The organism is Streptomyces atriruber (genome assembly GCF_001418325.1).
Taxonomy (GTDB): domain Bacteria; phylum Actinomycetota; class Actinomycetes; order Streptomycetales; family Streptomycetaceae; genus Streptomyces; species Streptomyces atriruber.
The window spans coordinates 1-11,986 of record NZ_LIPN01000402.1 but is presented as its reverse complement, the minus strand read 5'-3'; the positions used below and the strand labels follow the sequence as shown (position 1 = coordinate 11,986).

Sequence of the window (11,986 nt, the reverse complement as noted above, 5' to 3'; positions counted from 1 at the left end):
CCCCCGTCCCCGAAGCCACTGCCCGGCCCCGAGGACGCGCCCCCGCGGGGGCCGCGCAAACGCGGCCGCCTCGTCCCCTACTGGCTGCTGCTCCCCGGCATCCTCTGGCTCGTCGTCTTCTTCGCGCTGCCGCTCGTCTACCAGGCGTCGACCTCCGTACAGACCGGCTCCCTCGAAGAGGGCTTCAAGGTCACCTGGCACTTCGCCACCTACTGGGACGCGCTCGCCGACTACTGGCCGCAGTTCCTGCGCTCCGTGCTCTACGCGGGCGCCGCCACGGTCCTGTGCCTGCTGCTCGGCTATCCGCTCGCCTACCTCATCGCGTTCCGCGCGGGCCGCTGGCGCAACGTCATCCTCGTCCTGGTCATCGCGCCGTTCTTCACCAGCTTCCTGATCCGCACGCTGGCGTGGAAGACGATCCTCGCCGACGGCGGCCCCGTGGTGGGCGCCCTCAACTCCCTGCACGTCCTGGACGTCACCAGCTGGCTGGGCGTCACCGACGGCGACCGGGTCCTCGCCACGCCGCTGGCGGTGATCTGCGGACTCACGTACAACTTCCTGCCGTTCATGATCCTGCCGCTCTACACCTCGCTGGAGCGCATCGACGGCCGGCTGCACGAGGCCGCGGGAGACCTCTACGCCAAGCCCTCCACCACGTTCCGCAAGGTGACCTTCCCGCTCTCCATGCCGGGCGTCGTCTCCGGAACGCTGCTCACCTTCATTCCGGCGGCCGGTGACTACGTCAACGCGGACCTGCTCGGATCCACCGACACGCGCATGGTCGGAAACGTCATCCAGACGCAGTTCCTGCGCATTCTGGACTACCCGACGGCCGCGGCGCTCTCCTTCATCCTCATGGCCGCCATCCTCTTCATGGTGACCTTCTACATCCGCAAGTCGGGGACGGAGGATCTCGTCTGATGGCTGCTTTCTTCCGCTGGCTCCGACGCAATGTCGTCGTCATCGCGGGCCTGCTGACGCTCGCTTATCTGCTCCTGCCCAACGTCATCGTCACGGTCTTCTCCTTCAACAAACCGAAGGGCCGCTTCAATTACTCGTGGCAGGAATTCTCGCTCGACGCGTGGAAGGATCCGTGCGGCGTCGCCGACATGTGCGGCTCCCTCTCGCTGAGCCTGCAGATCGCCACCTGGGCGACGATCGGCGCGACCGTGCTCGGCACGATGATCGCCTTCGCGCTCGTGCGCTACCGCTTCCGCGCGCGGGGCGCCATCAACTCGCTGATCTTCCTGCCGATGGCGATGCCCGAGGTCGTCATGGCCGCCTCGCTGCTCACGCTCTTCCTGAACATGGGCGCGCAGCTCGGCTTCTGGACGGTGCTCATCGCCCACATCATGTTCTGCCTCAGCTTCGTGGTGACCGCCGTCAAGGCACGCGTCATGTCGATGGACCCGCGTCTGGAACAGGCCGCGCAGGACCTCTACGCCGGTCCCGTGCAGACGTTCCTGCGGGTGACCCTGCCGATCGCCGCGCCCGGCATCGCGGCGGGCGCGCTGCTCGCCTTCGCGCTCTCCTTCGACGATTTCATCATCACGAATTTCAACGCGGGCTCGACCGTGACGTTCCCCATGTTCGTCTGGGGATCCGCACAGCGGGGCACACCCGTTCAGATCAATGTGATCGGAACGGCGATGTTCCTCGTCGCCGTTCTGCTCGTACTCTCCGGAATGCTCATCGGAAAGCGCCGCAACAAGCAGGCGTGACAGCGCAACAACTGTTTCTGAAGGAGTGGAAATCATGGCCCCTGGTGCCATGACCCGTTTCACCGAGTCCCTCGCCGACGCCAAGCCGGTGTCCTTCTGGCTCGACGACCCCGGCAGGCCCGCCCCCGAGCCCGCCCTCACCGGCGACGAGCGGTGCGACCTGCTCGTCGTCGGCGGCGGCTACAGCGGCCTGTGGACCGCGCTCATCGCCAAGGAGCGCGACCCGCGGCGCGATGTCGTCCTCGTCGAGGGCCGCGAGGCGGGCTGGGCCGCCTCAGGGCGCAACGGCGGCTTCTGCGCGGCCTCGCTCACCCACGGCATCGCCAACGGACTGTCCCGCTGGCCCGGCGAGATCGAGAAGCTGGAGGAGCTCGGCGCCCGCAACCTCGACGAGATCGAGGCGGCCGTCAAGCGCTACTCCATCGACTGCGACTTCGAGCGCACCGGCGAGATCGACGTGGCCACCGAGCCGCACCAGATGGCCGAACTGCGCGAGATGTACGCGGAGATGGCGGAGCACGGCCTGGCCGACGGCTCCGAACTCCTGGACGCGGACGCCTTGCGCGAGCACGTCGACTCGCCGACCTTCCTCGGCGGCCTCTGGGACCGCGAGGGCGTCGCCATGCTGCACCCGGCGAAGCTGGCGTGGGGCCTGAAGCGGGCCTGCCTGGAGCAGGGCGTACGCATCTACGAGCACACGCCCGCACTGGAACTCGCCGCCGCCGGGGCGGGCATGGCGATCCGCACCCCGTACGGCAGGGTCTTCACCCGCCATGTCGCGCTCGCCACGAACGTCTTCCCCTCACTGGTCAAGCGCCTGCGCCCGTACACCGTGCCGGTCTACGACTACGCGCTGATGACCGAGCCGCTGACCGCCGAGCAGTTGGCGGCGATCGGCTGGAAGAACCGCCAGGGCCTCGGCGACAGCGCCAACCAGTTCCACTACTTCCGGCTCTCCGCCGACAACCGCATCCTGTGGGGCGGCTACGACGCGATCTATCCGTTCGGCGGGAAGGTGCGCGCCGAGTACGACGACCGGCCCGAGACGTACGCGAAGCTCGCCGAGCACTTCTTCACCTGCTTCCCGCAGCTGGCAGGGGTCCGCTTCACGCACGCATGGGGCGGCGCGATCGACACGTGCTCGCGCTTCTCGGCGTTCTTCGGCACGGCACACAAGGGCCGCGTCGCGTACGCGGCGGGCTACACGGGCCTCGGCGTCGGGGCCTCCCGGTTCGGCGCCGACGTCATGCTCGACCTGCTCTCGGGCGAGCGGACGGAGCGCACGGACCTGGAGATGGTGCGGACGAAACCGCTGCCGTTCCCGCCCGAGCCGTTCGCGTGGACCGGGGTCGCGCTGACCAAGTGGTCGCTCGCCCGGTCCGACGCCAACGGCGGCAGACGGAACCTCTGGCTCAAGACGATGGACAAGCTGGGCCTCGGCTTCGACAGCTGAGGGCTCCTCGACGGCCGGGCGGTCCCTCCGCCGTCCGCCGTGAAATTCGCAGCCGAAACCCGCGTAATGCCCGGCCCCGAGGCCCGTCTCACCTGTGACGCGCATGTTGCCGCACAGGGAAGGCAGGTCTCGGCATGACTGGCTCGGATGGCTCGGGGGCGAAGACGGCGATCGAATGGCTGGTGTCGGTGGCACCGGATCCGGACGCCTGCCGCTGGGAGTGGGAGCGCAACCCCCTCGGGGTCGCGCTCCTGCCCGCGGGAAGGCGCTGGGACGTGCTGATCCTGCCCGGCGAGCTCGGATATCCCACGCTCGACGTGCTCACCCGCTGCGTCGACCGGCCCGGCCCCGTGCTCGCCGACTTCGGCGACGAACGCATGGGGTTCTTCGTGCCCGCGGGCACGGTCTCGCGCTGGCTCGGCACGGGTGTGCGCGGCGCGGGCCGCGGCACCTGGGTCGTCGTGCCCTACCCGGGCCGGTCCGCGGGCGGCGTCCGCTGGCTGGTCCCGCCGGACGGCTCGGGGACGCTGACCGACCCGGGGCTCCTGGAGCTCGCGATGCACGAGGCGGCCGCGCGGCTGGCGGGCGACGGAGAGGAGTGAGCTGCCGAAAACCTTGACAACTCAATTGGTCTGGACCAAGTTATGCGCGACCCGCCCTCCCATTCCCCCCCATGTCCGGAGGCAGTTGTGGATCGCTCTTTGTTGCCCCGAACCAGCTCCGCGAGCCGTGTGAGACGTGCCGCCGTGGTCGCCGTCGCGGCCGGCGCGCTCGCCGCGTCCGGCCTGCTCGCCTCCAACGCGACCGCGTCCCCCGAACCGCGGGCCGCCGCCCCGAGCGCCGCGGCCGACCACAGCCTCGTCGGCTATCTGCACACCAGCTTCGCCAACGGCTCCGGCTACACCCGGCTCGCCGACACCCCCGACAGCTGGGACATCATCGACCTCGCCTTCGGCGAACCGACCTCCGCGACCTCGGGGGACATCCGCTTCGACCTCTGTCCCAAGACGGAGTGCCCGAACGTCGAGACCAAGGACGAGTTCAAGGCCGCCATCAAGGCCAAGCAGGCGGCGGGCAAGAAGGTCCTGATCTCCATCGGCGGCCAGAACGGCCAGGTCCAGCTCAAGACGGCACAGGCCCGCGACACCTTCGTCTCCTCGGTCTCCAAGATCATCGACGAGTACGGACTCGACGGCCTGGACATCGACTTCGAGGGCCACTCGCTCTCGCTGAACGCCGACGACACCGACTTCAAGAACCCGAAGACCCCGGTGATCGTCAACCTCATCTCCGCGGTGAAGACCCTCAAGGCCAAGTACGGCTCCGGCTTCACGCTCACCATGGCGCCCGAGACCTTCTTCGTGCAGCTCGGCTACCAGTACTACGGCACCGGCAAGTGGGGCGGACAGGACCCGCGCGCGGGCGCCTATCTCCCGGTCATCCACGCCCTGCGCGACGACCTGACACTGCTGCACGTCCAGGACTACAACTCCGGCCCGATCATGGGCCTGGACAACCAGTACCACTCCATGGGCGGCGCGGACTTCCACATCGCGATGACCGACATGCTGCTCACCGGCTTCCCGGTGGCGGGCGACAAGAACAACGTCTTCCCGCCGCTGCCGCCCCAGAAGGTCGCGATCGGCATGCCCGCCTCCGTCAACGCGGGCAACGGCCACGTGTCCACGGGCGAGGTCAACAAGGCCCTGGACTGTCTCACCAAGGGCAGCAACTGCGGCTCCTACAAGACCCACGGGACCTGGCCCGATCTGCGCGGCCTGATGACGTGGTCGATCAACTGGGACCGCTTCAACAACGGGGAGTTCTCGAAGAACTTCGACGCGTACTTCGGCTGATCAGCAGCATCGCCTGGAGCAGCACCGCGGCCAGGCACCAGCTCGCCACCACGTCCAGCGGCCAGTGGTAGCCCCGCCGCACCAGCCCGAACCCGACCGCCATGTTCAACAGACAGCATCCGATGACCAGTTCGCGGCGGCCGTAGGCGCCACGGAGCAGCGGCAGCAGGAGCAGCGTCGCCGCTCCGTAGGCGACCGCGGCCGTCGCCGCGTGGCCAGAGGGGTAGAAGCCCCCGTCGCCCGCCGTGCCGGGCGGGCCCGGGCGGTCGATCAGCGCCTTGAGCGGGGCGACCAGCGCGGGCACCGCGGCCAGGGCGACGAGCGCGGCGACCGCGGGCAGCCACCACCGGTACGTACCGCTCTGCCGTGCGCGCCAGGCGGTGTACGCGGCCACGGCGACCAGCACCGGCACGGCCACCGTGATGTTGCCGAGGTCGGCGAGGAACTCCGCGGCGCGGTCCGGCAGACGGCTGCCGGTGAGGGCGCGGCCCGCGCGCTCGTCGGCGCGGCGCAGCGGTCCTTCGGCGACGACCTGCCAGGTCAGCAGCGCGAAGAGGAGGACGCACAGGGAGAGCGGGAGAAGCGGCCGCCGTCGTACGGGCGGCCGCCCCCGCGGCGCGGCGGGCATGCCCCGGGAGTCCGGGGCCTCGGGTGCGGACATGGCCCCAAGCCTCGCAGGAATGATCGCCCGCGCGCCCCGGTGGGTCTCAGTGCTCGTGGTCGCAGCACTTGTTCCGCAGCTGCTTGCCCGTGCGGGCCCACTGCTTGCGCTCCTTCGCCGTCACCTTGACGGCGGGGACGGCCGAGATCAGATCGCTCACCTCGTACGCCACCCCGCCCCGCATGACCGACACCGTGCGCACCAGCGAGTCGAAGTCGCTGAACGGGTCGCCGTCGATCACCGCCAGGTCGGCGAGCTTGCCCACCTCCAGCGTGCCGAGGTCGCGGTCCAGGCCGAAGATCCGCGCGGGCGCGGAGGTCGCCGTGCGCAGCGCCTCGGAGGCCGAGTAGCCGCCGCGCCGCAGGGCACGCAGCCCGATGTGGACGCCCAGGCCGGTCGGGATGCCCGGGGAGTCCGTGCCGAGGGCGATCAGTCCGCCGGCGGTCGAGATCCGGCGGTAGATGTCGGTCTCCCGCGCCAGGGTCGCCAGCTGCGCGTCGGTGGGCGCCTGCTCGGCCAGGCTCTGCACCTGGGCGGTCTCCCACGGCGGCATCAGCCGCGTGACCCGCTCGTCGTCGGCGAGACCCGGCGCCGCGCCGATCAGGGGGGTGGCCGAGAAGGGCGTGGCGACCAGGTGGAAGTCGCCGGTGGCGGTGTAGATCTCCGTCACGTCCTGGTACGCGAGTTCGCCCGCGGACGTCGCGTGGCCGAACTCGGCGCGCTGGGTGGCCTGCAGATGGGTCGTCAGGTCCTGGCCGAGCTGGATGCCGGGGGAGAGGTTGTGGCTGCCGCAGCGCACGCCCATCTCCTCGTGCGCGAAGCGCGTGGCCTCCTCCATCACCCAGCCCGGGGCCCGGACGTAGGTCTTGACGAAGTCCCAGTCGAGGGCCTTGCCGCGGGAGAGGGTCAGGCGCAGGCCCGCACGGGTCGCGTGCACGCGGTTGTCCCAGGCGACGCGCGATCCGTCGAGGACCTCGCTGGCGGTCACGAGCCGGGGACCGGCCAGCTCCCCGGCGGCGGTGGCCTCGCGCAGCCTGGCCCCCTCGTAGCCGGAACCGCCCATCGACATGGCGCTCGTGACGCCGTAGGAGAGGAACAGGGCGGACTGGCGGCCGCCGTAGACGGCCGGCTGCGGGTGCATGTGGGTGTCCCACAGGCCGGGGATCACGGTCTGCCCGGAGGCGTCGACGCGGCGCCCGGCCGCGCGGCCGGAGCGGTGCGGTGCGACGGCGGTGACACGGCCGCCGCGAATGGTCACGTCGACGTTCTCGCGGACGCTGTCGTCGCCCCCGGAGCCGTCCCAGAAGCGGCCCGCGTGCAGGACGGTGTCCTCGGGCGCGGGACGCCGGTGGTCGAGCGGCAGCTTGACCGTGCGGACGCTGCCGTCGGCCACGGTGAGGAGCCGGAGCCGGCCCGCGGAGAGATACAGGACGTGGCGGCTGTCGCCCGACCAGGTGGGGTGGTCGGCGGCCTCGGCGGGGAAGGTGCGGGGCTTGCCGTTCGGGGTGCCGTCGGCGGCCACGGGCAGCAGCCACAGCGCGGACTCGACGACGGCGGCCATGTGGCGGCCGTCCGGGGACCAGACGGGGCCGTTGCTGTTGCGGTCGGAGATGGAGGTGTGCGGCGCCACCGCGTGCGTCCGTGCGGACCCGTCGGACGTGTCGATCACCCGGATGAGGTTGTAGCCCTCGCGGAAGCGCTGGTTGATCCGGTTGCGGAAGCTGACCGCCACATGGCGTCCGTCGGCGGACCAGCTGGGCCTGCCGGACAGCTCGCCGCCGGGCGGGCTGGTGGCCAGGACCTTCTCCTCGCCGGTCCGCAGGTCCCGCACCAGCAGGTTCGTCGCGAGGTCGAAGCAGGCGAGGCGGTTCCCGTCGGGGGAGAGCGCCGCCTGGATGCGCCCGCCGGACGCGATCACCGTCTCCTTGCCGGTGTCCAGCTCCCGTCTGCGGACGGCGGGCATGCCGTCGCGGTCGTCGGAGTACAGCAGCGCCTTGCCGTCGGGCGTCCACGCGGCCGCGTAGAGGTACCCGGTCGCCTTCGCCCGAGTCACCCGGCGCGGGGCCTTTCCGCCCGAGACCTCGCCCACCCAGAGGGAGTTGAGGGCTGTGAACGCGACCTGTCTGCCGTCGGGGGAGAGCACGGGCAGGTCGAAGGCGCGCACGGGGCGGCTCGCGGTGCCGTCCAGGTCGAACGTCTTGAGCTCGTAGTCCGGCCGGTCCAGGGGCAGCGGCGCGGTGAAGGGGATGTCCTTGCGGGTGCCGGGGTCGTCGGGCCGTACGACTGTGAAGCGGCCGTCGACCGTGAGGAGCAGCTCCTTGGCGGAGATCCAGCGGGGCGGCGCGGGCTCCACGTCACCGCCCACCGCAACCGCCTCGCCGTTCACGACGAGGGCGCAGGCGGCGTTCGGCGCCGCGGTCGTGCGCAGATACGCCAGGGTGCCGGTCGAGGAGACGGCGGGCACGAAGATCTGGGCGGTGGTGGTGTCGGTGTGCTCCACGGTGACCGCGCCGCTGCCGTCGGCGGCCACGGAGGCGATCGTGCGGGCGTCGAGCGCGCCCGACTTCACCGCGGCGCGGACGAAGAGCACCCGTTTCCCGTCCGGCGACCAGACCGGGTCGAAGTCCTCCCACGCGCCGTCCTGCACGGGTCCGGACTGGCCCGGCTTCCCGGTCAGCCGGGTCAGTTCGCCGGTGGCCAGCTCCAGCACCCAGATGCGGAAGGGGGCGCCCTCGACCGGGTCGCCGCCGCGCTCGGAGGCGAACACGATCCGCTTGCCGTCGGGGGACCAGGCCGGGCCGCGGTCGTCCCACTCTCCGTCGGTGTGCTGGGTCAGCTCGGAGCCGTCGGGCTTCAGCGTCCAGATGTGGAAGTTGCCCGTGCGGAAGGCGCAGACGGCGATGAGGCGGCCGTCGGGGGAGTGCACCGGACGCGTCGGCTCCAGGTCCGCCGGGGTGAGCGGGACGGCGTCGCCGCCCGCGCCCGGCAGGGACCACAGCACGCCCTGCACCTCGGCGATCATCCGGTCGCCCGCGAGGGACGCGGCGCCGTTGGTGGTGGCGGTGAAGCGCAGCCGGGTCGCGGCGGCCGCGGCGGACCCGGTGGCCGCGGCACCGGACGCCGGGGCGGCGGCGTGGGCGCTGCCGATGCCGGCGAACGCACCCGTCGTGGCAGCGGCACCGACGGCCGTCGTCGTCTGCAGGAAGCGGCGGCGCGATATGTAAGGGATGCTCAACTTTTCTCCCGCGAAGGCCTGTTGGTGACGCTGACTGTGGTCTGGTGCTGGCCGAGACGCATTGGGCGGACGGTGACCGGAAATGACGCCTCGCGATCTTCACGCAGCGGCCCGGCGGCGAGGAGTGCTGTGCAGGATCGCGGCGAAAAGGACCTGCCTCGCGCAGGAAGGCGCGTTATACAGGGAGTTGTGAGAACCCATTCGCCGACGGGCGGCACCGCCGAGTCGCTCGCGGCGGATCCGGACCTCGACCGGCTGGACCTGCAGATCGTCAGCGCCCTGCAGATCGAGCCGCGGGCCTCGTGGGCGAAGGTCGGCGCCGTGCTCGGGGTGGACGCCGTGACCGTCGCGCGCCGCTGGAGCCGGCTGCGGGCGGCGGGCCTGGCCTGGGTGACGGCGTACGAACCGGGGCCCGCCGGGGGCCGCTTGGCGGTCGTCGAGGTGGAGTGCGCGGGCAACCCCCTGGAGGTGGCCGACTCCCTCGTCGGCGACGTGGAGTGCCAGACCCTCGACCTCGCGTCGGGCGGGCGCGATCTGCTGGTCGGCGTCTGCGCGGACGACGAGGTGGCGCTGGCCGACTATCTCCTGAAGCGGCTCGCCACCGGCCCGCAGATCCGGGCCGTGCGCACCCAGCTCGTCACGTCCTTCGTCCGGGAGGCGGGCGACTGGCGGCTCGGGGAGCTCTCCGCCGACCAGGCGGGGCGGTTCACCGACCACGGCCTGCGCGAGCCGGGCGCCCCCACGGCGCTGACCGGTCTCGACCGTGCGGTGCTGGCGGCCCTGTGCGAGGACGGACGCATGCCCGCCACCACGATCGCCGCCCGCACCGGCGTCCCCGTGCGCCGGGCCCGCGACGCGGTGCACCGCCTGCTCTCCCACCGGCGGGTGGCGCTGTGGACGGACGTCGCCCGTGCGCGGTGCGGCCGGTCCGTGCAGGCCTGGCTCTTCCTCCAGGTCCCGGCCCGTCGGCTGGCGGGGGTGGCGGCGCGGCTCGCCCGTCTGGAGGAGGCGCGTCTGGTGGTCACCACCGTCGGCACGTTCAACCTGGCGGTGTGCGTCTGGATGCGCGAGCTCGCGGACGTCACCCGCCTGGAGGCGCAGATCGAGGACGGCCTGGAGGACGTACGGATCGCGGACCGCTGCATCACGCTGCGGACGGCGAAGCGGGCGGGCAACCTGCTGGACGCGCAGGGGCGCCGAACCGACCGGCGGGGCTGACCTGCGAAGCCGACCGGTCAGCCCGTCGGGCGCCGGACATGCCGAAGGGCCAGCACAAGGGGGGGAGTGTGCTGGCCCTTCGGTGGCCGACCGGCCCGGAATGTCCGAAGGGACCTGCTCAGGCGGGTCCGTCGGGGGAGTCTCCGAAGCGGCCTTCCGGATCGGTGGTCCGCGCGCCCCGGGGGGTTTGGGGCGAGCGGCCGTCCGATCGGTGAGGAGTTCCGGAGCTGGAAGCTCCGGGGGTGTGCGCAGAGGCACTACCAGGACGGGGCTGGGGAGGCTCCGCCGTGGTGCCGCCCACAGTCCCCCGTGGGCGGGGTGTTTCTCTCATCTGCAGAAACCGTACGGCAGGCGGTGGCGGGCCGACAGACGGATCGGCAACCCGTCATGGGGCCCGCACACCTTCTTCACACGCCCCGACGCTCAGACGCGGGCGAAGGCGCCCTCGATGATGTCCAGGCCCTCGTTCAGCAGGTCCTCGCCGATGACCAGCGGCGGCAGGAAACGCAGGACGTTGCCGTAGGTGCCGCAGGTCAGCACGAGCAGGCCCTCGGCGTGGCAGGCCTTGGCCAGGGCGGCGGTGGCCTCGGGGTTCGGCTCCTTGGTCGTACGGTCCTTGACCAGCTCGATGGCGATCATCGCGCCGCGGCCACGGATGTCGCCGACGATGTCGAACTTCTCGGCCATGGCGGTCAGCCGGGTCTTCATGACCGACTCGATGTGCTTCGCCCTGGCGTTGAGGTCGAGCTCCTTCATGGTCTCGATGGCGCCGAGCGCACCGGCGCAGGCCACCGGGTTGCCGCCGTAGGTGCCGCCGAGGCCGCCCGAGTGCGCGGCGTCCATGATCTCGGCGCGGCCCGTGACGGCGGCGAGCGGCAGACCGCCCGCGATGCCCTTGGCCGTGGTGATCAGGTCGGGGACGATGCCCTCGTCCTCACAGGCGAACCACTGGCCCGTACGGCAGAAGCCGGACTGGATCTCGTCGGCGACGAAGACGATGCCGTTGTCGTTCGCGTACTGCACGATCGCCGGCAGGAAGCCCTTCGCGGGCTCGATGAAGCCGCCCTCGCCGAGCACCGGCTCGATGATGATCGCGGCGACGTTCTCGGCGCCGACCTGCTTGCTGATCATGTCGATGGCCTGCTTGGCGGCCTCGGGGCCGGCGTTCTCGGCGCCGGTCGGCCAGCGGTAGCCGTAGGCGACCGGGACGCGGTAGACCTCGGGCGCGAACGGGCCGAAGCCGTGCTTGTACGGCATGTTCTTGGCGGTCAGCGCCATCGTGAGGTTGGTGCGGCCGTGGTAGCCGTGGTCGAAGACGACGACGGCCTGGCGCTTGGTGTGCGCACGGGCGATCTTGACGGCGTTCTCGACGGCCTCGGCGCCGGAGTTGAACAGCGCCGACTTCTTCTCGTGGTCACCCGGCGTGAGCTCCGCCAGCGCCTCGGCGACGGCGACGTAGCCCTCGTACGGCGTGACCATGAAACAGGTGTGGGTGAACTGCTCCAGCTGCGCGGAGGCGCGGCGCACGACGGCCTCGGCGGACGCGCCCACGGAGGTCACGGCGATGCCGGAACCGAAGTCGATCAGACGGTTGCCGTCGACGTCCTCGATGATGCCGCCGCCCGCGCGCGCGGCGAACACGGGCAGCACGGAGCCCACGCCACCGGCGACCACGGCGGTACGGCGGGCCTGCAGCTCCTGCGACTTCGGACCGGGGATGGCGGTGACGACGCGGCGCTCCTGCGGAAGGGCAGTCATGAGGGGCTCCTGTTGCTGACGGGGGTGGGGCGACGATACGGACGCTCTACTGCTTTCTTCGCAGGTTAGGGGTGGGGCCAGGGG

8 protein-coding genes and 1 pseudogene are annotated in these 11,986 nt (G+C 71.4%); 6 read left to right on the top strand and 3 right to left on the bottom strand.

The window, feature by feature from the left end:
* The 5 genes and pseudogenes from AOK03_RS33750 to AOK03_RS33730 form a co-directional block, all read left to right on the top strand.
* Positions 1–921: ABC transporter permease (locus tag AOK03_RS33750; protein WP_425264439.1), on the top strand; the 921-nt coding region annotated here is incomplete at its 5' end.
* Positions 921–1,721: an ABC transporter permease gene (locus tag AOK03_RS33745; protein WP_055569187.1), complete on the top strand. Its 801-nt coding sequence runs from the start codon at positions 921–923 to the stop codon at positions 1,719–1,721. The genes AOK03_RS33750 and AOK03_RS33745, both read left to right, overlap by 1 nt.
* Before the next feature lie 34 nt (positions 1,722–1,755).
* Positions 1,756–3,174: an NAD(P)/FAD-dependent oxidoreductase gene (locus AOK03_RS33740; RefSeq protein WP_055569186.1), complete on the top strand. Its 1,419-nt coding sequence runs from the start codon at positions 1,756–1,758 to the stop codon at positions 3,172–3,174.
* A 134-nt stretch (positions 3,175–3,308) separates the two neighbouring features.
* On the top strand, positions 3,309–3,776 hold the full coding sequence (locus AOK03_RS33735) for a hypothetical protein (protein WP_055569185.1): 468 nt from the start codon (positions 3,309–3,311) through the stop codon (positions 3,774–3,776).
* Positions 3,777–4,025: 249 nt separating this feature from the next.
* Positions 4,026–5,030 (top strand): annotated as a pseudogene (locus AOK03_RS33730) (chitinase); the annotation flags it as partial.
* Here the strand turns inward: AOK03_RS33730 and AOK03_RS33725 are convergent.
* Positions 4,984–5,691, bottom strand: a complete 708-nt coding sequence (locus AOK03_RS33725) for a phosphatase PAP2 family protein (RefSeq protein ID WP_107098180.1) — start codon at positions 5,689–5,691, stop codon at positions 4,984–4,986. The pseudogene AOK03_RS33730 and the gene AOK03_RS33725 sit on opposite strands and share 47 nt — an antisense overlap.
* Positions 5,692–5,737: 46 nt before the next feature.
* The gene (locus AOK03_RS33720; RefSeq protein WP_055569184.1) at positions 5,738–8,926 is read right to left on the bottom strand and encodes an amidohydrolase family protein; all 3,189 of its coding nucleotides are present in this window, start codon (positions 8,924–8,926) and stop codon (positions 5,738–5,740) included.
* Between the two features lie 189 nt (positions 8,927–9,115).
* On the opposite strand from AOK03_RS33720, the gene AOK03_RS33715 reads away from it, so the two are divergent.
* Complete coding sequence (locus AOK03_RS33715; RefSeq protein WP_055569183.1) at positions 9,116–10,144, top strand: Lrp/AsnC family transcriptional regulator; 1,029 nt, start codon at positions 9,116–9,118, stop codon at positions 10,142–10,144.
* Positions 10,145–10,567: 423 nt separating this feature from the next.
* Here AOK03_RS33715 and gabT read toward each other — a convergent pair whose 3' ends face one another.
* Positions 10,568–11,902, bottom strand: a complete 1,335-nt coding sequence (gene gabT, locus AOK03_RS33710) for a 4-aminobutyrate--2-oxoglutarate transaminase (RefSeq protein WP_055569182.1) — start codon at positions 11,900–11,902, stop codon at positions 10,568–10,570.
* Between the last annotated feature and the right edge of the window lie 84 nt (positions 11,903–11,986).

What these genes read in the sequence shown, in the direction of transcription:
- gabT (WP_055569182.1), bottom strand. Translation starts at nt 11,902, where the DNA reads ATGACTGCCCTTCCGCAGGAGCGCCGCGTCGTCACCGCCATCCCCGGT.
- AOK03_RS33740 (WP_055569186.1), top strand. Translation starts at nt 1,756, where the DNA reads ATGGCCCCTGGTGCCATGACCCGTTTCACCGAGTCCCTCGCCGACGCC.
- AOK03_RS33745 (WP_055569187.1), top strand. Translation starts at nt 921, where the DNA reads ATGGCTGCTTTCTTCCGCTGGCTCCGACGCAATGTCGTCGTCATCGCG.
- AOK03_RS33735 (WP_055569185.1), top strand. Translation starts at nt 3,309, where the DNA reads ATGACTGGCTCGGATGGCTCGGGGGCGAAGACGGCGATCGAATGGCTG.
- AOK03_RS33725 (WP_107098180.1), bottom strand. Translation starts at nt 5,691, where the DNA reads ATGTCCGCACCCGAGGCCCCGGACTCCCGGGGCATGCCCGCCGCGCCG.